We start from the raw sequence: 23,574 nt of genomic DNA, 5'->3' as shown, positions 1-23,574 counted from the left end.
AGGTTTTAGATGGCTACTTGGTGGTTTTTTTATATTTGTAATTTAGTTACCGAGTCTATTTGAAAGGGGAAGGTAATTCCGCATGTGACAACGAAGAAGGTAGTATCTTATTTTTCGGCGTCAGAGAAGGAGAATTAATCGGGTGTTTGTGGAAAGAGTATGGGGAATTTCTTTCAACCTGACAGGAAATAGAAGAAGCCCCAACAAACTGAGTGTTGTTGGGGCTTCCCTCTGTCCTATTAGAAACCTAGCTGATGCGTTCGCCTTTTAATCCCGATTTTACTTTCATATTGCCTGATCGCTTTAATTTTCCCCAGCCGACTTGCGTTCCTTTTAGTGCAGCGAAAAAGGATTTCCATGTTACCCACACTAATAAGTAGCGGTAGAATATTCTTTGCAGGAACAAGAGGAGGAGCGGTTTAAAGCTTAACTTCTCCATCCTAAAGGCAACGAAGCAAACAAGAAAATCAATCAAAAAGTAACTAGCAAAAATAAGTAATGATTTTTCAGCAGCGCCAGTCAAGATTCCTAAAATAAACAATAAATCGATAAGCGGAGCAAAAAACGGAACAATAAATTGAAATAGCAGCATATTAGGAAGGGCAATGAACCCGAGTGATTTATGCTTTATTCCCCCAACTGCCTTCTTGTGCTTCCAAAAACATTGTAACGTTCCATAAGTCCATCTGAATCGTTGTTTTAGGAAATCTCTAATCGTTGCCGGTGCCTCGGTATAGGCATAGGCTTGTTCATCAATCTCAACTTTATAGCCTTCACGGATAATTTTTAATGTCATGTCTGTATCTTCTGCAAGCGTATCATCGGTAAAATAGCCTAGGTCCTCGACCACCTGTTTGCGCCATGCGCCTATTGCTCCCGGGACAACTGGAACACACTTAAGAGTGGCGAATGCACGCTTTTCCAAGTTAAATCCAGTTACATACTCAATATGCTGCCAGGAAGTTAACAGGTTTTTCTTATTCCCAACTCTGACGTTTCCAGAGACAGCCGCAATATTTTTATCAGAAAAATGCCGAATTAGCATCGAAATTGAATCAGGAGAAACGACAGTATCGGCATCAATTGCAATAAAGATATCTCCCTTTGCTTTCCTGATTCCTAGATTAATGGCTGAAGCTTTTCCTCCGTTGGTCTTCTGGAAGAGAAATACCTTTTTGTCTGCATCGTACATACGGGATACAGCCAAGGAAGTCTGGTCTTTGGAACCATCATCGACAACAAGGACTTCTAGATTTTGATCATTACTTTTTAGAATCGATTCGATGGTTTTATTTATGACATTCTCTTCATTGTAAGCTGGGATAATGACACTAACAAACGGATTAGACTGCTCCTTTACCGCTTGATGACGGGCACTGGTGCGTTTTTTATGGATAATAGCTAAACTTCCTAGAATCAAAATGCGCAGAACTAAAATGGAAATGACACTGATAAGTAAAATTATAATAGCCTCTTTAACGTTTGCGATCTGGAACAGCATCACTTTGTAGCTATTTATGATTGGACTTTCCACCTCGGTGACAGGAGGCATGATATTACTTTTGTTTTGATCCATTAGTTCGCCAGCCGTTACAAATGTATAGCCTTTCCTTTGTAACTGTTCGATAATTTCAGGTAGTGCCTCTAACGTTGCATGCCTATCTCCTCCGCCATCGTGAAGTAAGATAATATCGCCACTCGATGCCTGGTTGATAACATTCTGGGTAATAGCCTCGCTATCACGCAGCTTCCAGTCTTCTGAATCGATATCATAATTAACGGTGACATATCCCATTTGTGTCACTTCCTGCAACTTTTGAAAATGGGAGGGCATATACTTTGCCTCTTCATCTCCATAAGGGGACCGATACAAGGAAGTGGTATGCCCAGTAATTCCTTGAATGACACGTTGGACACTATTTAGCTCAAGCTTTAACTGTTCACTTGACATTTCATTTGTTTTTGGATGGGAAAAGGTATGGTTACCAATCTCATGGCCTTCCCGTTGGATTCGTTTAACAATATCTTGATTGTTGATGACCTTATTACCAATCACAAAGAATGAAGCTTTGACCTGGTGCTTTTTAAGAATATCTAATATGCTGTTTGTATATTCAGGGTCGGGACCATCGTCAAAAGTTAGTACAATCTCTTTATCTTTCGGTTGGCTTAATCGCTCAAACTCGGATGATACTGGGTTGGTAACATAAGTTTCACCCGTAATAAAACCAGATTCATCAAACTTGAGGCTTCGCTTACCTTCTTTCCTACTCTCTGTCGCCCGGAAGATATTTCCTTCACCTGTGCTGTAGATATTTCCGCCATTCTTGACAGTAAGCAATTCTTCTGTTTTATTCCCTTTAAGAACATCCCAAATAGATGGGTCCTCCGCTCCGAGCCTCCAGAGTGCAATTCCCTTAGCCCCGGCATCCATAGATATTTTCAACTGGTTATAGAAGGTTGCGCTGTCCATGAACCATATTTCATGTAATTTGTTGTTCTCCATATATTTGAGGTACGGAGTTTGGCTCATATCATCCCATTGAATGTCCAGGTTTGCTTTTTCGGCCAGTCTTGTCACGTCATCAAAGGATACGGGTTCTCCCGGCTCTTGGCTTTCCCATTGCCAGTCATACCCATAGTTCGCAATCGCAACAATCAATTTTTCTTTAGGTAATTTTGAGAGAATTTCTGTAAACCACGATGAAGATGCAACCGGGCCAACGTTGTCCACATTCTCATCGTATGCCATCACAATCATCTGATCAACATACTTTTCAAGCTCTTTGTAATCAAACGCCTGATTAGCGGCCGGTACAGCGATGGAAACGGAGAGACCATCAGCATCAAAAGTCGTGTGCAGTTCTTTTATAAACTGGGTCAATAAATCTCGGTCATTCTGTTTTAGATTCTCAAAGTCAATATTGATCCCATCGAAGCCATACTGTTTTATTGTTTCATGCAGTTTTTTAATTAATTTCTCTTGTTCTTTAGGAGAATTCAAAAGTTGATGCACTGTCTCCTGATTCCACTTGCCATCCTCTATGTTATGAATTAACGGTACGATTTCCACTTCATTGTTTTTTGCAAGCTCTATTATTTCTGGCTGAATATCACTTTCAATCTCTAATTTAGAATTTAAAGTCAACCATTGCGGAATTAAAACATCGATTGTATCCATATTTTCCCTGAGCGATTGTTCGCTGTTACTGTCCCAATTCACATAGAATGCGTAAACGTCATTCTGGTAGGGAACTGCTTGCTGGAGAAATTTCTCATCGGTCGCGGTGGTTGCTAATTCATCTGGATTTGAAGTCGTGGTTTCTGATGACTCGATGTGTGCAAATGCATCTGTTTCTTTTGTTTCCAAGTTAGGAAGTTTGGGATTAGCATAAAGACCTAAACCCACAAAACAGGTAACGAGGCCAATTAGAACAGCAAGAATGACTGCTGAAATAATTAACAGATTCCATCGTTTACCAGATACGTTTTTAAAAATAAAATCCTTTTTAACGGGTTCAGGGTGCATATTTGTTTTTTTACTTCCTCTACCGAAGATTCTTTTTTTCATGTTGTTATCTACCTCATACTTCTTTTTTTATTCTTATAAGCACAAAGCCCAAGAATCTACTTACTCACGATTGTAGTCAAATACTTTATGCATCGTTCACAAGACCTTATATCGTTTTCTAGTTTACTAGATTTCATCATACTGATTTTTTAAAAGTTTTCATCCACCATATAATTGGGATTACCATTCCCAAACTATATGCGGATGACAATTGCTGCATAAGGTAATGATGAAATTAATTTAGTTGGAAAAGAATTTGTAGATATCAAACGACGCAGGGTCCTATCAATCTTTCACTAAATTGTATCAGTAGGGTTTAGGTGGAACAATATGCTATTCTATCCACTTTCTGAGGGTTTATAATTACCTATGAAGCTCTACTAAACTAGTTTTCTAGCCCTATCTACTTCTTTAAATTCCCACTAACCAGACCAGGGATACTGATAGGACGGGATTAATCGTTTGTCGATTTACTAGGCATTTTGTCTAATACCTTTCTATTTTCTTTGATGCTAGAATAAAGCCAGATTACTGAAAAAGGAAGTGTTTGGATGAAAGAGGAACGCACATCCCAATCCCCGAAAAAAAGAAAACTAGGCTTTATAATTACACTTGGAGTGATATTTCTACTTATTCTAGGCGCAGGTGCTTACGGATATTCTGTATATAACTCTGTTACCGGTACGCTTGAAAAAACACATGAACCACTGAAGCGTCCTGAAAAAGAGCAGCGTGTGGTTCATTTATCAGAGGGGGATCCCATTTCCATTTTATTGCTTGGGGTGGACCAACGCGAAGGAGACCGTGGACGCCCAGACTCATTAATTTTAATAACAGCAAATCCAGCAGATAAATCTATGAAAATGTTAAGCATACCTCGTGATACATATACTGAAATCATCGGCAAAGGAACAAAGGATAAAATCAATCATTCCTATACATACGGAGGAGTTGATATCTCTATTAAAACGATTGAGAACTTCCTGGATGTCCCAATTGACTACTACGTGGAAGTGAATATGGATGGTTTTAAGGATCTGGTAGATGCTGTTGATGGTGTGACTGTAGATAACACCTTGGACTTTTTCTATAACGGGACAGACTTTCCTATCGGTCAGCTGAAATTGAACGGTGAAGAGGCTCTACTGTATTCTCGTATGCGTAAGCTTGATCCACAGGGAGATTTTGGTCGACAAGAACGCCAGCGTAAAGTCATTCAGGGATTTATCAAAGAAGCGGTAGGCATCGAAACTTTAACAAACTATCGAGATATATTAGAGGTAATAGGCGAGAATGTAAAAACCAATTTAACGTTTGATGATATGAAAGAAATTCGAACAAACTATTCAAAAACAAGGCAAAATATAGAACAAGTCCAAATAGACGGGAAAGGCAAGGACGAAGAGGAGGTTTATTATTACATTGTGCCTGAAGAAGAGCGGACAAAAAAATCGGAGATGTTGAAGAAACATTTGGAGATTGTAGAGGGACAGTAGTGGACAGGAGTATGTTTACAGACCCTATATCTGTGAATAATTAAAGGTACTAAAGGTACTGGTGACAGGCACCGTAAAAAGACAAAAAGCGGATTTGTATCTTATGGGTGGACAATGGAGTTGCTATGATTAATAGTAGCTCTTTTTTGTTTGTTTTTGTAAATCTTTGCAGGATAATTGACTTGGATGAAGAATAAATAGATTTAATGTCAAACTTATTCAATTGGGTATGTAATTGGGTAGGAAAAAACACATTTTGTATCCTGGTGCCAGCTATCATATTACTAGTCGTGGTATTCGAAGGACTACTTTTTTTCACGATGAAAAGGATCGTTTAGAGTATCTCAGACTGTTAGAAGAAACAATGATTCTGATGCCATTTTTTTCTCCACGTCTATTGTCTTATGACTAACCACATTCACCTTCAATTAGAGACCCTTAATCATTCCACAGGCGATATCATCAAGTACCTTCATACCAAATATGCAAAATACTTCAACCATAAATATCATTATTCTGGTCATGTGTTTGAAAGCCGTCATGGATCAGAATTACTAGATGCAGTCGAATGTGAATTAGAAGTGATTAAATGTATTCATTTGAATCCGATTCGTGCCAATATGGTAGCGGACTTAATTTTATCGGTGGAGTAGCTATGCCGATTATGTTGGCTATTCTGAGCCAGAGTCAATCGTAAGAAAAGATAGGGTACTCTCTTTTTTTCCAGAACCTAAAATTTAAAACTATCTAACGTTTTTGCATGCTAGAGTACTATATCAAGCCCAAGCAAATGTAACAAACAAAAATGAATAGAAGTGAAACTATGGTTACCAAAGTTTCTAGTATTGGCCTTCAAGGAATGGAAGGTTATCGTATTCAGAATTTGAAGGGCCACCGTCGGTTACTATTATCGGTTTACCGGATCTTACTGTTCGGGAGTCTCGTGAACGAGTCATGAGCAAATTGACGGTGATGGACTGTGATGTTTTAAGTGAAAAGGTTATTGTTCAATTGTCCCCACCGGGCTCACTCCGGTTAGATGGAGTTGTTCAATCTGTTGAAGATCTTCTACTTAGTGTATTAGCTGCAATAAACATGATTTTTCCCGCATCATCGGTCAAAGTTGAGCAAAGCGAGCACTAACCATTGCGGTTAGAGGAGGGCATCACCTATTCATGTCTGATCCACCTGGTTGTGGCAAAAATTTTACTTGCGGAAATATTTTACTGATAACCTTTGACTGTTACTTTTATGTATAATAAATATGCTTTCTAAAATTGGTATCAATTGATACCGAAAATGTTGTTGATGGATATTGGGAGTGTTATAATTAATGAACAAAGAGTTAAAACTACGTAAAATTGAAGGTAAATTTGAGGTTCAAACGTATGTAGATAGGTTAAAATACGCTATAGAGAGCGGTTCAGTGAAAATTAACTTTCAAAAGAAACGAAAAGTAGATGAGGCAAGGGATGGAAAGTACACCAATAGATATACAGTGGCCCATTTATTCCCGAATGAAGACGAAGTTGAAGCTTTAAAAAGAGAACTTTCACTTTTAACAGTTGCAGATTATATTGAGACCGTAAAGGACCTTAGATTTCCCAACTATTCAGAGATGCGAGTATTTGGCAAGGAATATGTTAATCAGGATGTTTATATAAAAATCAGAGTGGAACTAGTTAACATTACACATGTTGCGGGTGACAGTTTTATTTTTGTTATGTCCTTTCATTTTGCAGAGATTCCATTTAAGGAAGAAGACTTTCCTTATAGAAAGTAAGGGTGAGTATAATGAAGATACTAAAAAGTGAGAAGAAACTTTGCTTACTGTGTATGGAGGAGCATGCAGTTGATACTGTTGAAGTGACTGATCATGAAAATTTTAAAGGTGAAAAAGTGAGTTTTATAGCTAAATACGAGTATTGTTCTGCTACGGAAGATTTATTAGAAACAGAAGAAATGATAAAAGTGAATAGTCTTGCTATGAAAGATGCATATAGAAAAAAATTAAACTTGTTAACATCTATTGAAATTAATGAAATTAGGGCTACGTACGACATTAGTCAAAAAGATTTTTCCGAAGTCTTAGGATGGGGAAGGTCTACTGTTACAAGGTATGAAAATCATCAAGTGCAAGACCGTGCTCATGATGATGTATTAAGAAAAATCAGTTCCGATCCAAAGTGGTTTTTAGAAAAACTAAATATAGCCAAAGAAAAAGATAAGATATCCGAAAAAGCATTTTTGAAGTCCTTGCATGAAGCAAATGAGCAATATAAAAAAAAGAGAAATCAATATCTTATCGATTCAATTCATGCTAGTTATGCGGACTTTGAAAATAAAATGATTACCGGCAATCTAGAGCTTAATTTAAATAAAGTTATTGAGATGATTAATTATCTTTCTGAAAAGGTAACTAGTCTTCACAAAGTTAAACTTATGAAAATGCTTTGGTACTCAGATATTTTATTCTTTAAAAGAAAAGAGAGATCAATAAGTGGTCTTGTCTATAGTGCACTTCCAATGGGGGCTGTACCCGAAGGATACGAACAAATCGTACTATTAAATGGTGTTCAGTTTGAGACTCTTCAATATGGTGAAAAAATTGGCTATAAGTTTAAGCCTTCACCTGAGTTTGAAGTTACAGAATTGACAGAAGACGAAGTTCAAACATTGAACGATGTAATTTCACTGTTCGGTAATTTGAGCGCTGACGAAATAATTCATAAGATGCATGAAGAAGAGGCCTATAAATCTACGCCAAGTAATAGCCCGATACTGTATTCATTTGCAAAAGATTTATCAATAGATTAATAAAGCAATGATTTACCCTTATGCTATATAAAAAAACTAATGTTCAATAAGTTTGAAACTCAGCTCATTATCTAAATGGTGATGGGCTTTTTTTATTTATTTAAAAACTCAATAATACATCTACCAGGCATATGCTTCAAAATAGAAAAAGAGTCATTATAAATAGTATATGTGGAGGATGAAGCAACTTGCCTATTTGGGCAAGTCAAGTTCCCCGATATAACAGAAACAAAGTGGAATCTTTCACTTTTACAAACGAAAAAAAGCTCTTCTCATATGAGAAGAGCTTTCATACTATTTACTTAGATTTTTTCAACATTTGCTGCTTGTGGTCCGCGGTTACCTTCTTCAATTTCAAAAGAAACTGCTTGACCTTCATCTAATGATTTGAAACCGTCGCCTTGAATTGCTGAGAAATGTACGAATACATCTTCTCCACCTTCAACCTCGATAAAACCGAAACCTTTGTCTGCGTTAAACCATTTTACTGTACCGTTACTCATAAAAAAAATTCCTCCATGTGCTTTATAGCACGTTTATTACTTTTTGGTTCAAGATAATAATTCAAGACGATGATAATCACTAGTAAGCTATTACAAATATCTTGTTTTGCTAAAACGAACATCAATAAGTTAATCTTATTATAACACTTAAGAGGAAAATAGCTAGTCTTTATTAAAATTTTTATTAAAAAGGATACGAGGCAGGTGGGTCAGACCCTTGAGAAGACTAATTGATTAGGACTGGATTAAGTTCAAGTTATCGCTTCTTGTTTTGAAATCTTCTTAGGTCCAAGCCGGTTTATTATGATAAAATGAATGGGCGGGATACCCTTTTTTTGATGAAGAATCCTTTTAAAAAAAATCAACCTAATGTAACATGTAAGAACGGAGGATGAAAGTGCCTACCATAAAAGAAATTGCAGAGATGGCTAATGTTTCGCGCACAACTGTTTCTAGAGCATTAAATAATTCTGGCTATGTTAGTGAAGAGGCTAGAAAAAGAATCATGAAAGTGATTGAAGAAACTGGATATGTACCGAGTGAACAGGCTAAATCACTTAGAATGAAGCGGACTAAGGTGATCGGTGTCATTGTACCAACAATTAAGACGGAAACCTCAGGAAGACTAGTCTCAGGCATGGACGATATTTTGTCTGAAGAAGGGTATCAGATCCTTTTGGCTAGTACAAATTTGGATAAGCAAAAAGAAATAGAATATATCCATTTATTAAAAGTTCGACGGGTAGATGGAATTATTTTTACTGCCACTAATGAAAATGAACATTTATTGGAGTTAATCCAAAAACTTGAGATACCCTTTGTTGTTATTGGACAAGAAATAGAGGGTGTGTCAAATGTGTTATACGATGATTTTCATGCAGCTAAAGATGTTATTTCTTTATTTATAAAAAAAGGTCACGAGAAAATAGGCTTTATTGGTGTCGATGAAACGGATCGTGCGGTCGGATATTTGCGCAAACGAGGCTACCTTGATGAAATGAAGGAAAACCATTTAGTCGTTGAGGATAATTGGGTTCAAAAAGGGATTTTTGATATCGATTCTGGCTATCAAGCAATGCGTAAGATGATAAAAAATAGTGAAGAAATTCCTACTGCTGTATTTGCTGTTACTGATCGACTGGCCCTTGGTGCAACGAACTATTTAAAAGAATCAGGCTACGGGATACCTAGTGATATGGCAATAGCTAGTATTGGAGCATCTGAGTTCTCAAAGCATTTAAGCCCCTCATTAACAACGGTTGACTATAACAATGAGAAGGCAGGACAAGAAGCGGCAAAGATTATTTTATCGACAATTAGGAATGAACAGGAAAAAATAAAAAAAATCACATTAGACTATAGACTTTTAATTCGTGATAGTGTATGATTTGATTTGAGATTGTTACTGAAAACGATTTCTTATTTTTAACCCAATAAGGAATCGATTCCACAAATGAAACATAGACTTACATGAAGGAATCATATTATTTTTTATGCCATATGGAATCGATTCCATATTAACCACAAAACTAAGGAGTGATAGAAGTGTCAGAAAATAGCAGAATTGCAAAAGAGCTAATTGAAGCAGTTGGTGGAAAAGAGAATATTTCATCAGTCGCTCACTGTGCAACAAGATTACGGATAATGGTCGACGATAAAGAAAAGATTGATCAAGCTGAAGTAGAAACGATTGATAAGGTTAAAGGAGCATTTTTTAATTCTGGACAGTATCAAATCATTCTTGGTACCGGGACAGTTAATAAAATTTTTGAAGAAGTAGAAAAGCTAGATATAAATAGCTCAACAAAAGCGGAGCAATCGAAAGAAGCTAAGAAAAGCGGCAATGCATTTCAACGAGCGATTCGTACGTTCGGGGATGTCTTTGTTCCAATCATTCCTGTCCTAGTAGCAACTGGTTTATTTATGGGTTTACGAGGACTAGTGATGCAAGAACAGGTGCTAGCATTGTTTGGTTTAACACCTGCAGATATTTCTGAAAACTTTTTGTTATTTACAGAGATTTTGACGGATACAGCATTTATATTTTTACCAGCATTAGTTGCATGGTCTACATTTAGAGTATTTGGTGGAACACCGATTATTGGTCTAGTACTTGGACTCATGTTAGTTAGTCCATCCTTGCCAAATGCATGGGGAGTTGCAACAGGGGTAGATCCTCTTTACTTTTTTGGTTTCATCCCAGTAGTAGGTTATCAAGGTGCGGTGCTACCAGCTTTTATCACGGGTATCATTGGAGCTAAATTAGAACGAAGCATACGTAAGCGTGTGCCTGAAGCATTAGATTTAATTCTCACACCATTTATAACGATGCTAATTATGATTGTTGCAGCACTATTTATTATTGGACCAATTTTCCATTCAGTTGAAGAATACATTTTACAAGGAACACTTGCAGTCTTAGGATTGCCACTTGGTTTGGGTGGACTATTGGTTGGTTTCTTAAATCAAGTCATTGTCGTAACAGGTGTTCACCACATTTTCAACTTGCTTGAAATCCAATTGCTAGAAAAATTTGGCTTTAATGAATATAACGCAATTATCACTGCGTCTGTGGCAGCACAGGGTGGAGCGGCATTAGCTGTTGGCCTAAAAACTAAATCTAAAAAATTAAAGGCGCTAGCATTACCATCTTCACTTTCAGCCTTCTTAGGTATTACCGAACCAGCTATTTTTGGTGTGAACTTACGATACGGTAAGCCGTTTTTGATGGCACTAATTGGTGGCGGTGTCGGCGGATTTACAGCATCAATCCTAGGACTTCAGGCAACAGGGATGGCAATCACGGTAATTCCAGGTGCACTTTTATACATGAATGGACAAATCCTGCTTTATATTCTTGTTAATATCGTTGCTATTGCTGTTGCATTTGCTCTTACCTGGTTATTCGGATTTTCAGATAAAAAATTAGATTAAGATGAATCAATTTTTCAACATAGATAGGATGTGACTAAAAGCGTGGTACAGCAGGACATTTTATTAAGAGAACAAGCAATAAATGAAATAAATAAGCACCGGGAATTGGTAGCACAAGACAGGTTCCGATTGAATTATCACGTCATGCCACCAGTTGGTTTATTAAATGACCCGAATGGACTTGTTTATTATAAAGGATATTATCACTTATTTTATCAATGGAATCCATTAGCAACCAAGCATGGTATCAAGTACTGGGGGCATTATCGCTCTAAAGATTTGGTTAACTGGGAAACGCTACCGATTGCCTTAGCACCAAGTGATTGGTTTGATAAAAATGGCTGTTATTCAGGTAGTGCTGTTGACTATGATGGGAAGCTATATTTATTTTACACAGGCAATGTCCGGAATGAAGCAGGTAATAGAGAAACCTACCAGTGCTTGGCGGTGTCTGAAGACGGGGTGCATTTTGAGAAAAAAGGTCCAGTCATTTACCTTCCAGAAGGGTACACTGCTCATTTCCGGGATCCAAAAGTTTGGCAGGAAGGTGACCAGTGGTATATGGTCATCGGTGCCCAGACGGTTGAGGAAGAAGGTGTTGTCGCCTTATTTACATCATCTGACTTAGAAAACTGGCACTTCCACGGGATTCTAGCGGGGAGTAACCGAAATGGATTATTCGATTTTGGCTACATGTGGGAATGTCCCGATTTATTTTCGATTGAGGGAGAGGACATACTGCTTTTCTCCCCCCAAGGCCTTGAGCCAGAGGGAATAAAATACAATAATCTCTATCAGTCAGGTTATTTTGTAGGGAAATTTGACCGCGAAAATCACACGTATGCAAATGGTCCGTTCGAGGAGCTTGATAGAGGCTTTGATTTTTACGCCCCACAAACAACGATAGATGATAATCAGCGCCGGATTATGTTTGGTTGGTTGGGACTTCCGGATGCAACAGAAGAACATCATCCAACTCGTGATTACCAATGGATTCATGCAATGACAATTCCAAGGGAACTTGATTTAGTTGAAGGGAAAATCATTCAACGGCCTGTTAAAGAGCTTGAGAAACTTAGAGAAGAAGAAATCCAACAGGCTAACGTGAAGATCAGTAACGAGACGGTTCAATTGCCAAACGTGCATGGTAAATCAATCGAGCTAAACTTGAATGTTATCACCAATGATGCCGATCTATTTTCAGTAGCATTTGGCAAGGTTGCGAAATTAAGCTTTGATAAATCCAAAAAGCTATTTTCCCTTGAACGGAAGACGATTAAGGGTGATCGTACAGAAATAAGAAGCTGTAAACTAGATAACCTGAAAAACCTACGCGTTTATTTAGACAAATCGTCGATTGAGATTTTCTTGAATGACGGTGAAGAGGTTTTTACAGCAAGAATCTTTGACGCACACAATGACGATTCGATCCATTTCGCTGCGGAAGGTTCGATTGCTTTCGATTTAACGAAGTGGGAATTGAAAAAGGTTTTTTGAATAAGTAGTACAAACGTTTGATTAGTTTGGGAGAGGCGTGCTATCTGTGGGATAGCACGTTTTTTCGCAATCGACTAGGGCCCTCCATTGCCTGTCACTCCCTGGGTTTAAACTCTCATGCTGTGATACAGATTGTATGATAGCACTTAGTTCTTTTTAATCTATTGTATTCGACAAAATACGGGAAGTGACAGGCACCACGCCGTAATGGTATATTAAATATAAAATAACAACAAAAGTTGTAATAAAAAAGAGGTGACCCTTATGAAGGATTTACATTTAACAATGGATAATGCATTAGAAGTTTGTAAAGCAATTTCTAATGAGCATCGTATAAATATTCTTAAACTACTAAGTAGAGGTCCTCATAATGTCAATGACTTGTCAAAGAAGTTGGGAATTCCATTTTCGACAACGGCTGTTAATGTTAAAAAGCTAGAAGAAATGGATTTGATCATTAGTGAATTAGTTCCTGGAAGAGGGACTAAGAAGGTAAATTCTAAAAATTTTGATCGTATAATTATTGATTTGTTTGAAGAAGATAATGAGTTAGAAAAGAATAATATTAGGATAGACATGCCTGTTGGAGAATATATAGTTTGTAAGACTGAGCCTAGTTGTGGCTTGGTTGGTACAGACGATTATATCGGCATGCAAGATGATCCGCGTTCGTTCTATGAAACTAGTCGTAGATTGGCTCAGTTGCTCTACTTTAAAGCTGGTTATGTGGAGTATCGATACCCTAATCGTGTTCCGTATGGGGCGCAACCAACGGAAGTTGAATTTAGTGTGGAGATTTGTTCAGAGGCTCCTTATCATAAACTTGATTGGCCATCAGATATAACATTTTGGGTTAACGATATAGAAGTAGGTACCTGGACCTCGCCCGGGGATTTTGGAGGGCAAAGAGGTTTTAATACCCCTAAATGGTGGGGAATTCATTTCACGCAATATGGTTTATTAAAGAACTGGAAGGTAAACAAAGATGGAACTTTTCTCGATGGTGTGAAAATTTTTGATGTTCGAATTGAAGATTTAAAGTTGAATGATAACCCGTTTATATCACTAAGAATTGGGGTTAAAGAAGATGCCTTAAATGTTGGCGGGGTCAATTTGTTTGGTAGGGAGTTTGGTAACTATAAACAAGGTATTATTATGAATTTACGTTATGAATAGGAAATTTGATAAAATTAGCTCATTGTTAAATGAGCTTTTTTTGTTCTAAAAAATTTTTATTACACATATTTATCTTTTATTATAATAAATGTTGAAATAAAATAAAAACCTATGTTATAATTTTTTTAAATTTGAAAGGGGGATTTGTTAATGTTTAAAATGAAAAGGGTTTCAATTGTTTTTTTCGTACTTGTTTTATTTATGGTAGGTTGTTCATCGGGGGAAGGGAATAACACATCATCTGATGGTGGAGGTGAAGCAGAAGGCAATGGCAATGATGTCATAGAGCTTTCTTATTGGGTTCCATTCAGTGGTTCGGATGGTGAATTTATGGAAGATATGGTTAGTGAGTTTAATAAGTCTCAAAGCGATATTAAAGTAGAGTTTATGAATAACAATTGGGATGATTACTACACGAAATTTAAGACAGCACTTGTATCTAATACAGCGCCAGATGTTGCAGTATCTCATGTTTCTCATTTAGGTGAACTGCTTCCAACGGACAAATTAGCACCTTTAGATGAGTTGGCTAGTGAAGCTGGTCTTGATTGGTCCGATTTTTCAGAAAATCAAGTGAATGCAATCATGAAGGATGGGAACCATTATGCGGTACCACTCGATACCCATGCGGTTATTATGTTCTATAACAAAAAGTATTTAGGTGATGCTGGTCTATTAAACGAAGACGGTTCAATTAAAATGGAACAAGGAGTAGAAGGGTTTACAGAGGTACTTAGGACATTGAAGCAAGAATTACCTTCGGATGTGTCTCCGTTAGTCATTGGAAGTAACAATGTCTTTACGTTCTGGATATGGGATGCGCTTATAAATCAACAAGGTACAAATTATATAGAAGATGGGCAAGTGAATATAGATACTCCTGAAAGTAAGGAAGCTATGAATTTAATGAAAACGTGGTTGGAAGAAGATCTAATGCCAGAAGATATTGGCGATAACAGCTATGATATCTTTAAAACTCAAGATGCAGCAATAACGTTCTCTGGGGTATGGGCAACTGGAAATTTTGAAACAGAAGAATCTCTAGATTTTGCAGCGGTTCCATTCCCACAACTTTATGATCAGCCTGCTGCTTGGGGAGATTCACATACGTTAGTTGTTCCTAATCAGGATGATAAAGAAAAACAAATTGCAGCAGTTAAATTTGCTGATTGGTTAACAGAGAATGGACATATGTGGGCAGAAGCAGGTCATGTTCCTGCAAAAACTTCTGTTATAGAATCGGATGTCTATCAATCGATGCCATATCGTTCTGAGTATGCAGCTGTTATGGAAGATGTAAAATATATGCCTCAATCGGATAAATTAGGGGCGATTAATGATGCTATTCTCGAATCGCTTGTCAAAATCAATTATGGACAAATTTCTGTGGAAGATGGAATTAAAGAAGCACAAGGAAAGGTGGAAGAGCTTTTAAATAAATAGGTGATAACTAAATAGGAAGTGGGGTGTGTGTCTATCATCTCACTTCTTATTTTTAAGGGAGTGAGCCAAGTTTATGCAAAGTGATACAGTTGTAAAAAAGGATCTAAATAAAGACATTAAAAAGAATATAAATTTAGCATCTAAGAGAGAGAGAATGAAAAACTATGTTTATGCACTGGTATTTCTTGCTCCGTTCATGGTGTTATATCTGTGGTTTTGGGTTTATCCGATTGTTCAAGGATTTATATCTAGCTTTTATACCGGTTCCTATGGTGTAGAACAAACCTTTGCTGGATTTGAGAACTATATTTATATGGCTCAAGATTCAAAGTTTTGGGTTTCATTTGGAAATACCCTGTATTTTGTATTGATTTCAACACCTACAATTGTTGTTTTGGGTTTGTTGATGGCCTTGTTCGTTAATATGAAGTTGAAGGGTACGACTATTCTTCGAAGTATTTATTTTATGCCTTATATGCTCTCGATTTCTGTAATGGGTAGTATTTGGGTTTTCATTCTACAATCTCGAACAGGTTTATTATCAGAGACCTTGAAGATGGTTGGGATCACAACTGAGATTCAATGGTTTGGTAGTTGGGAAATGGGTTGGCTTTCGATCCTTATTGCTACCCTGTGGTGGACCGCTGGTTTTAATATGATTTTGTTCTTAGCGGGCCTGCAGGAAATTCCAGATGATCTGTATGAAGCGGCGGATATTGATGGGGCAAGTAGTTGGAAGAAATTTTGGTACATCACCTTGCCTTCTTTAAAAGGTGTAACAGCAATGGTTATTTTATTACAAACAATTGCTTCGTTTAAATTGTTTGGGCAAACTTTTCTCATTACCAACGGCGGACCAGGTATATCGACAACACCACTAGTCCACTACGTTTATCAAATTGCATTCAGACAATGGGAAATGGGATATGCGTCAGCGGTTTCCTTTGTTCTGTTTATTGCTGTTTTATTAATTTCCTTAATTCAATATAAAGTGACAAAGACTAAAAAGTGATCTTAGAATTTGCAGGAGGTGGAAAAATGAATAGTAAGAGAAAACTAACCGGAAAGTTTTGGGTCTATTTTTTCGCATACTTTTTAGCGATTATAATGTTTATTCCATTATTATGGATGATTATATCATCATTTAAGTTGCCAGGTTCAACTGTAACTGTAATAGGAGAACTACTAAGTCCACCTTATACATTAGAAAGTTTTAAAGAGGTTTTGAAACCAGATGGAACAGCAATGATGTGGCGCTGGACATTTAACAGTGTAGTTGTTGGAGTAATTCAAACAGTTATTACTGTTTTTGTAAGTTCCTGGGCAGCATTTGCCGTTTCTCGACTCGATTTTAAAGGGAAAAGACTTATTTTTGTTCTTATTTTAGCAGGGTTAATGGTTCCTATGGAATCTATTGTCGTTCCTTTATTTAATATGATGGTTAGTCTAAATTGGGTAAATACATTTCATGCCCTAATCTGGCCAGGGATGATGTTGCCACTTGCCTTTTTAATACTTAAACAATTTATTGATCAACTTCCTACAGAATTGTTGGAAGCAGCAAAAATTGACGGTGCAGGTCCATTTATTACATGGTTGAAGATTATTCTTCCGCTTTCTAAAAGCTCGATGGCAGCCGTTAGTATTTTTGTGTTTATTCAATCATGGAACAACTTATTATGGCCATTATTGGTTGCCCAAGAAACTAGTATGATGACGTTACCTGTTGGGATTCCAACATTTCAAAGTAACTTTGCAACGGATTTAGCAGTACCAATGGCTTCGAATGTAATTGCAAGTGTACCTGCATTGATCGTGTTTTTAATATTCCAAAAACATATTATAAAAGGTATCTCTATGACTGGCATAAAATAGTGGAGGGAATTGTATGAGAAAGAAACAAAATTTAAATGGAACATGGAAATTTCAAACGGACCGGAAAGATATTGGTGAAAAATATTGCTGGTTTACAAATGGATTGCAAGAATCCATTGAAGTAGAAGTTCCTCATATTTGGCAAAAAGAAGAAGAATTCATTCATTACTGTGGTGTTGCATGGTATGAAAGGTTCTTCACAGTTGATGAACTTCCATCGGATAAAAGAGCCATCCTTTATTTTGGTGCTGTCGATTTTCATGCCTCTGTATGGATTAACGGAGAATATATCGGTGATCATGAAGGAGGATTTACACCATTTGAATTTGATATTACGAACCAATCAATTAAAGGTAAACTAAATCGGTTAAGTGTCCGTGTCTATGATCCAAAAGATAATGCGGAGATTCCGATTGGAAAACAGGGCAGCTGGTACACAAGAGTTAGTGGGATTTGGCAGGATGTTTATTTGGAATATCGTTCTGAATGCTATATTGATCATGTACATATTGAACCAAATATTGATGAAAAGGCAGTAGATGCGAAAGTGCTTATTGCTGGTGAGTGGCGTGATCAACTAAAAGTTGAATATGTTATTTCAAATCATTTAGATAGCCAGAAGATCAATGGAGTGCACCATGCTTTGGTTTCAGAATGTGTTCAAAGTACACTACCAATTACTGATATGAGACTATGGTCGCCGGACAGTCCACATTTATATGATCTTCAGGTTACGATAAAAAATGGAGATGAAATAATCGATTCCTACAAAACGTATTTCGGTATGCGAAAAGTTACGTTTGATGAGGGAAAAATTCAGCTAAATGATAAGCCGCTTTATGTTCGTGGTGCCTTAGATCAGGCTTTTTATCCCGATACATTGTATTATGCCCCTTCCGACCAATGGATAAGGGATGAAATAAATGCAGCTAAGAAAATGGGATTTAACTTATTACGAAAACACATTAAAGTAGAAATTCCTCGCTACCTTTATTGGGCGGATCGTATGGGGATGTTGATTTGGCAGGAGCCACCAAACGTTGTGAAATGGTCTCACCAAAGTAATCGTAGATTTTATAGCGAATTACTAGCGATGATCCGTCGTGATTATAACCACCCATCTATTATTATTTGGTCCTTATATAATGAAGAATGGGGTTTGGAATGGGATTTAGCAAACGATTTAGAAAAGCAAAAACATGTGAAAGAGATGTACGATTCAGTAAAAACATTGGATTCAACTCGATTGATTTGTGACAATTCAGGTTGGACGCATGTGAAAACGGATATTAACGACTATCATAGTTACTTTTCATTACCTGAACAGGTAAATGAATGGAAGAATGAGCTGAGTAACTATATGATAGATACCCCTGAAAAAAATTATGTTGAAGGATATCAGCCTAATGATGAGCCAATTATTGTCTCTGAATTTGGTGTTTGGGGACTTCCGAGTGTACAGAAATTAGTCGATTATTTTGAAGGATATCCTTCTTGGTTTGAAAACCTTGGAGATGATACGCATAAAGAAGATTTTAAAAAGCCATTAACTATATTTGAGAACTTTAAGAAATACCAGTTAGATACAGTTTTTCATGACATAGAAAATTTATCAGAACACTCGCAAAAGCGAATGTTCCGTGCATGTCAATCCTTAATTGAAGAGATGCGTAAAAAACCTGAGATAAATGGATATGTTGTCACGGAATTTACAGATATTGAATGGGAAACAAATGGTTGGCTCGATTATACAAGAGACGTGAAAGCGGGTTTTGAACATGCTTTCATCTTTAATGGTGATTTAGTTGTAATGGCTGACCCTACTAAACATAATATGTGGTGTGGTGAAGAGCAAGCGTGGGATGTAATCATTTCGAATCATGACATGAAACGGCTTTATGGAACATTGGAATGGAAGATTTCAAATACAGATATTTCAGGAAGTATCAACATAGATGAAGGAGATAAGCTTCATGTGAAATTACCAGAAGCAATTCGTTTCGTGGTGCCTAATGTGGACGATTCATCCTTTTATAAACTAGAAATGAGACTAGTTCTTAACGATGAGATTGCGGCAAGGAACGAAGTGGAAATGACAATATCTCCACGAAAAGAAGTTACTCCAATAAAAGTATATGCTGGTCCAATGAATAGCGAGTTTAAAGCAAATTTAAAGAATAGTGGATATAATCTTACAGATAAACTTACTGAAGCTGAGGTTGTTGTTACAAATACGTTGAATACTTCAATAGTAGAGTACTACCGGACGGGAGGTCACGTGTTGTTCCTTGCTGAAGAAGGAGATAAGTTAGTTGAAAAGGGACAATTCACTTTTAGAGAACTTGATCAAGGCGAAAGTTGGGATCGCACCTCCTCCTTAAATTATGTCGATACTTCCTATTTTTCTGGAGTACCTTTGAATAAGGAAATGGGTTGGGAATTCGAGAACTTATATCCAGATTATGTGGTTCCGTTCAGTGACTACAATAAAATGGGTGGTACGGTTGGCCGTGTGGTTTATATGTTTGGTAATGATACCATTCCTGAAACAAGTCAGATTGTTTCAGGATATTTTCAGGGTTGGGCAGGACAAGTGGGAGGGTCTACTTTGGTTCAATCAAATGCAAAAGGATCCTTAACCGTTACAACCTGGAAGTTAATAGATACTTATACGAAGCATCCAATAGCCACTCAATTAGTGAATAATTTTATCGAGCGAGCTAATAAACAAGCGACGCTAGCTGAAACTGATTCTTGCAAACAGTATAACTAATCAAATAGTGAATCGATCAAAGGATGGGTCCTGCATGAGCGGGGCCGTCTTTTTTTGTGAGGTAGCTGAAAGGGGGGCATCGGGGACAGTTCGCAGGTTCCTTGTCCAGGAACAAAGTGCCGGTCACTTGAGATAGTTCGGGTGGTTAAACATGTGGATATAATGTATCTCTTTCTATAAAATTCCTCATAGTAAATCCCTTAAATATTTCCTATATTAACTAAATTTATAACATATCAAAATTAGTTGGATGAAAAATAAACCCAACGAACTATGCTCAACAAAAATTAGGTGGTATTAGACACGATGGTCCTATTAAAAACAACCCCACCCTTAAAAAAACTAGGATTTTTTCAGAATACAAAACTACATAAGGATAGAAAATATTTTTAGAATTATGTTGAAACAAAAATACTAAAAGTGCCTACTCTATAGGGGGTACATTTAAATATCTAGGTGTGGGTTAGGTTTTTTAATATCCTGTATTAACAAATTATTCCTTCCGGGAAGTGACAGGCGCCACGCCGTCCATTTCTTCCTCGGTCATTCTTATAAGTCCGTGGATAGGATCTAAAATACTTTTGTTAAGCTTGAATGTGGTAAATGTCATTAATTTTACCTCCATATTTTGTTTATTTGTATATTAATGTAGTTTCTATAAAAACCTATAATAACCTTCAAATTATTTTAAATTTTTGAAATTTCATGACTAGTTTATAAAATATTAGGATATTTTTGTAAAAGAAACTAACTATAGAAATTAAAAGTGTTTTAAATATATATTGCTGCCTCATTAACATGGATGTGAAGGCATACTTTGTATCAAGGTTGATATAATGCTTATGGAAGGGATATTTACCCCATTTATATATATTTTTAGACGTTGGTATAGCAGAGGATAATAAATTCATCTTTGTTAATGTAATGATCATAGTAGAAACCAGTATAACCATGTTGTGCAATTAACTGTATCCAAATCGTTTGATACCTTTCTCGGTGAAGATGTAGAAGGTTGAACTAAAAAGCAGAAGTATGAAAGAGAACGGACGAAGTTTGTTTCGTTTGATATAATCATAGAAAATAACAGTGACGTGGAATTCCAATATGAGTCCTTTTACTTTAATTTAATTAAAGAATCGTATCAATATCCCTGGTTTGACCGTAGTTACAGTGACTTAAAAGAAATGGAGTTCTATTATGGTAGGGATGATTTGTTGCCGGCTGAACCAGTCTCGCCCGGGGAGACTGAAACTGGTACGAAATGAAAGATAGCATTACCTAAGGAATATCAACAGAGCTATCGAGAATGGCGTTATCAATTATAGTTTAATTGTGGATGTAGATAATATCTTTCCTACATAGCTTTGAAGAGAATAAAATAGTATTTGCTCTGAAAATAGGGTGGGAGAGCTATTATGATAGGATAATATTTGAGCTGGAGTAATAGGTAAGGACGAATCTTATTTCCCACTTGGCAAATAAGATTCGTCCTTATTTTACTTAGCTATAAGGTTTATAATCTACATCCACTTTATCTTTTTCTTGATAAGGCGAAAGCATGAAAGTTGCTTTAAAGTCTGTTTTACCTTTATTGATTAAATAGTGAACTTTCTTAGGTTCTACATGGATAAAGTCACCTTTTTTACAATAGAAGATTTCTTCATCAATATGGATTTCAAGTTCTCCTTCTAAAATATAAAAGTTCTCTTCCATGATATTGTGATAGTGTGCAATAAAATCTTGACCAGGCTTTAATACAACGATACCAAAATTCATTCTAGGTCCTTTTTGTAAATACTTAGGTCCACTGTCACCAAATCGATAGTCTTTTTCAGTTTCGTTAATAATTGTCATCATAATCTCTCCTTTATACTATTTTTATAAACCTGGTGCAATCCACATGTGATCGGTAAGACCTTTATCAGCTAACTCTAGTTGATTTTCATAGATTGCCTTCCAGTTTTTGAAAATATCTTCATATACTTGATTATTTTCTTCAATTGGATAGAAGTTTTTTTCAAATTTAACAACTTTTGAAATCGCGTCATCAAAACTTTCATAGATTCGTGCTCCAATTCCAGCACATATAGCTGCACCGAGTGCAGTGGATTCTCTAACTACCGGAACCTTAACTGGTTTATTTAGGACATCTGCAATTATTTGGCACCATAAGTCACTCTTAGAAGCTCCGCCGGCGAAGACGACGGACTTTGGAGAAGTATTTGTTATTTCATTAACTAATTCGATGTTTCCTTTGGTTACAAATGCAGCGTTTTCCATAAGGGCTCTATAAAAAGTTGCTTTATTAAATTTTTCTGAATCTAGTTTAAAATTGATAAATCCAGGTGCTGCATGCTTCCATGAAATGTAGTTCATCTTATCTGAAAATGTACTTAACATCCCATTACTACCTACTGGTACTTGTTTGGCGCGTTTTTCCATTTGTGCATAAATACTTTCACCAGTTTCTAGTTGAATATGTTTCTCTAATTCACAGAAACTATCTCTGAACCATCTCATTACAAGTCCAGGGAAGAACGCAATTGCCTCATACTGCCATGTATTAGGAACGGAGTGACAGTTTATTCTTACTCTGCAATGGTCGTCTATTTTTAAATCCTTAGTTGTATATTCATACTGCCAAAAACTACCGCCCAAGATACCTGCATCGCCATCGTTTATTACACCCATTCCGATACAACCTAGTTGGGCATCGCCGCCACCTGCGACTACTAATGTTTTGGTGCTCAAATCTGTAAGCGTTGCCATTTTTTTAGTAACATTGCCAATAACTGTACCACTTTCATATACGACTGGATAAATATCACTTCTTAAACCTGCCTTTTCTGCAATAGTAGGGTCCCAGGCTCTGTCCTTAATGTCAAAAATACCTGTTGTACAGCCGTTAGAAGGTTCAACAGAGATAATATCCGTTAGACGATAGGTAATCCAATCATTGAGCATGGTCACATATTTGGTATTATTGTACGTTTCGGGAATGTTATTTTTAACCCACAAAATTCTAGGGATCGCACCTAATGAGAATGTTTGACCAGATGCTTTATAAATATCGGACTCGAGCGTATTACTTATTTTGTGAAGGTTAGAGACCTCATTCACTGAGCGTGAATCTACGTTTGCGCAAGCCCATAGTTCCTTACCATTCTCATCGTATAACACAATAGCCTCTCGCATGCTTGTTGTTGAAATGGAAACGATATCCTTTGGATCCACATTACTTTTTTTGATGGTTTCTTTAATTAAATCTTGTATGATTGCAATGTTTGTATGCACATCGAAATCCATCGATCCAGGATAACGCACATCTTCTTTATGTGTCCACTCGGATTGGGAAACACACAATTCATTACCAAGCGAATCAAACAATATTACTCTGACGCTACCAGTACCAGCGTCAATTGCCATTAAAAAGTTGCTCATGTGTATCTTCCTTTCTTATTAATTTAATGAAAGTATAAGTAAAACTAA

The 23,574-nt window shown here is 36.7% G+C and carries 16 protein-coding genes and 1 pseudogene; 13 read left to right on the top strand and 4 right to left on the bottom strand.

The window, feature by feature from the left end; all coding sequences use genetic code 11:
* Positions 1-247: 247 nt before the first annotated feature.
* Complete coding sequence (locus LD272_RS08150) at positions 248-3,571, bottom strand: trifunctional glycoside hydrolase family 18/polysaccharide deacetylase/glycosyltransferase family 2 protein (protein ID WP_226036115.1); 3,324 nt, start codon at positions 3,569-3,571, stop codon at positions 248-250.
* Between the two features lie 551 nt (positions 3,572-4,122).
* Between LD272_RS08150 and LD272_RS08145 the strand changes: the two genes are divergently transcribed.
* From LD272_RS08145 to LD272_RS08125, 5 genes and pseudogenes are all read left to right on the top strand, one after another.
* Positions 4,123-5,067, top strand: coding sequence for an LCP family glycopolymer transferase (locus tag LD272_RS08145; protein ID WP_226036114.1), 945 nt, complete (start codon positions 4,123-4,125; stop codon positions 5,065-5,067).
* A gap of 897 nt (positions 5,068-5,964) precedes the next feature.
* Positions 5,965-6,210 (top strand): annotated as a pseudogene (locus tag LD272_RS08140) (magnesium chelatase domain-containing protein); the annotation flags it as partial.
* 2 nt (positions 6,211-6,212) lie between these two features.
* Entirely contained in the window at positions 6,213-6,326 is a 114-nt protein-coding gene (locus tag LD272_RS21610) for an ATP-binding protein (protein ID WP_226036200.1), read from the top strand.
* A gap of 74 nt (positions 6,327-6,400) precedes the next feature.
* On the top strand, positions 6,401-6,850 hold the full coding sequence (locus tag LD272_RS08130; RefSeq protein WP_226036113.1) for a hypothetical protein: 450 nt from the start codon (positions 6,401-6,403) through the stop codon (positions 6,848-6,850).
* A gap of 11 nt (positions 6,851-6,861) precedes the next feature.
* Positions 6,862-7,884, top strand: coding sequence for a type II TA system antitoxin MqsA family protein (locus LD272_RS08125; protein WP_226036112.1), 1,023 nt, complete (start codon positions 6,862-6,864; stop codon positions 7,882-7,884).
* A 302-nt stretch (positions 7,885-8,186) separates the two neighbouring features.
* On the opposite strand, the gene LD272_RS08120 is transcribed toward LD272_RS08125, so the two are convergent.
* Entirely contained in the window at positions 8,187-8,387 is a 201-nt protein-coding gene (locus tag LD272_RS08120) for a cold-shock protein (RefSeq protein WP_226036111.1), read from the bottom strand.
* Positions 8,388-8,784: 397 nt separating this feature from the next.
* On the opposite strand from LD272_RS08120, the gene LD272_RS08115 reads away from it, so the two are divergent.
* From LD272_RS08115 to LD272_RS08080, 8 genes are all read left to right on the top strand, one after another.
* Positions 8,785-9,774: a LacI family DNA-binding transcriptional regulator gene (locus LD272_RS08115; protein ID WP_226036110.1), complete on the top strand. Its 990-nt coding sequence runs from the start codon at positions 8,785-8,787 to the stop codon at positions 9,772-9,774.
* A 158-nt stretch (positions 9,775-9,932) separates the two neighbouring features.
* Entirely contained in the window at positions 9,933-11,321 is a 1,389-nt protein-coding gene (locus tag LD272_RS08110; RefSeq protein WP_226036109.1) for a sucrose-specific PTS transporter subunit IIBC, read from the top strand.
* Positions 11,322-11,363: 42 nt separating this feature from the next.
* On the top strand, positions 11,364-12,818 hold the full coding sequence (locus tag LD272_RS08105) for a glycoside hydrolase family 32 protein (RefSeq protein ID WP_226036108.1): 1,455 nt from the start codon (positions 11,364-11,366) through the stop codon (positions 12,816-12,818).
* A 264-nt stretch (positions 12,819-13,082) separates the two neighbouring features.
* Positions 13,083-13,994: an ArsR/SmtB family transcription factor gene (locus tag LD272_RS08100; protein ID WP_226036107.1), complete on the top strand. Its 912-nt coding sequence runs from the start codon at positions 13,083-13,085 to the stop codon at positions 13,992-13,994.
* Between the two features lie 150 nt (positions 13,995-14,144).
* Entirely contained in the window at positions 14,145-15,437 is a 1,293-nt protein-coding gene (locus LD272_RS08095; protein ID WP_226036106.1) for an ABC transporter substrate-binding protein, read from the top strand.
* A gap of 73 nt (positions 15,438-15,510) precedes the next feature.
* Complete coding sequence (locus tag LD272_RS08090; protein WP_226036105.1) at positions 15,511-16,449, top strand: carbohydrate ABC transporter permease; 939 nt, start codon at positions 15,511-15,513, stop codon at positions 16,447-16,449.
* A 26-nt stretch (positions 16,450-16,475) separates the two neighbouring features.
* Entirely contained in the window at positions 16,476-17,312 is an 837-nt protein-coding gene (locus LD272_RS08085; RefSeq protein ID WP_226036104.1) for a carbohydrate ABC transporter permease, read from the top strand.
* A gap of 13 nt (positions 17,313-17,325) precedes the next feature.
* Positions 17,326-20,085: a glycoside hydrolase family 2 protein gene (locus LD272_RS08080; protein WP_226036103.1), complete on the top strand. Its 2,760-nt coding sequence runs from the start codon at positions 17,326-17,328 to the stop codon at positions 20,083-20,085.
* A gap of 1,500 nt (positions 20,086-21,585) precedes the next feature.
* Here the strand turns inward: LD272_RS08080 and LD272_RS08075 are convergent.
* Positions 21,586-21,939, bottom strand: a complete 354-nt coding sequence (locus LD272_RS08075; RefSeq protein ID WP_226036102.1) for a cupin domain-containing protein — start codon at positions 21,937-21,939, stop codon at positions 21,586-21,588.
* A gap of 24 nt (positions 21,940-21,963) precedes the next feature.
* On the bottom strand, positions 21,964-23,526 hold the full coding sequence (gene lsrK, locus LD272_RS08070) for an autoinducer-2 kinase (RefSeq protein ID WP_226036101.1): 1,563 nt from the start codon (positions 23,524-23,526) through the stop codon (positions 21,964-21,966).
* Between the last annotated feature and the right edge of the window lie 48 nt (positions 23,527-23,574).

It is taken from the genome of Aquibacillus saliphilus, from assembly GCF_020404745.1.
In the GTDB taxonomy this organism is placed as follows: domain Bacteria; phylum Bacillota; class Bacilli; order Bacillales; family Amphibacillaceae; genus Aquibacillus; species Aquibacillus saliphilus.
This window is presented reverse-complemented; position numbering and strand designations above follow the sequence as displayed.

Bases quoted from the DNA above. Each gene is read 5' to 3' on its own strand.
- LD272_RS08150 (WP_226036115.1), bottom strand. From the start codon at position 3,571: ATGAAAAAAAGAATCTTCGGTAGAGGAAGTAAAAAAACAAATATGCAC.
- LD272_RS08125 (WP_226036112.1), top strand. From the start codon at position 6,862: ATGAAGATACTAAAAAGTGAGAAGAAACTTTGCTTACTGTGTATGGAG.
- LD272_RS08075 (WP_226036102.1), bottom strand. From the start codon at position 21,939: ATGACAATTATTAACGAAACTGAAAAAGACTATCGATTTGGTGACAGT.
- LD272_RS08080 (WP_226036103.1), top strand. From the start codon at position 17,326: ATGAGAAAGAAACAAAATTTAAATGGAACATGGAAATTTCAAACGGAC.
- lsrK (WP_226036101.1), bottom strand. From the start codon at position 23,526: ATGAGCAACTTTTTAATGGCAATTGACGCTGGTACTGGTAGCGTCAGA.
- LD272_RS08090 (WP_226036105.1), top strand. From the start codon at position 15,511: ATGCAAAGTGATACAGTTGTAAAAAAGGATCTAAATAAAGACATTAAA.
- LD272_RS08145 (WP_226036114.1), top strand. From the start codon at position 4,123: ATGAAAGAGGAACGCACATCCCAATCCCCGAAAAAAAGAAAACTAGGC.
- LD272_RS08085 (WP_226036104.1), top strand. From the start codon at position 16,476: ATGAATAGTAAGAGAAAACTAACCGGAAAGTTTTGGGTCTATTTTTTC.
- LD272_RS08130 (WP_226036113.1), top strand. From the start codon at position 6,401: ATGAACAAAGAGTTAAAACTACGTAAAATTGAAGGTAAATTTGAGGTT.
- LD272_RS08100 (WP_226036107.1), top strand. From the start codon at position 13,083: ATGAAGGATTTACATTTAACAATGGATAATGCATTAGAAGTTTGTAAA.
- LD272_RS08120 (WP_226036111.1), bottom strand. From the start codon at position 8,387: ATGAGTAACGGTACAGTAAAATGGTTTAACGCAGACAAAGGTTTCGGT.
- LD272_RS08095 (WP_226036106.1), top strand. From the start codon at position 14,145: ATGTTTAAAATGAAAAGGGTTTCAATTGTTTTTTTCGTACTTGTTTTA.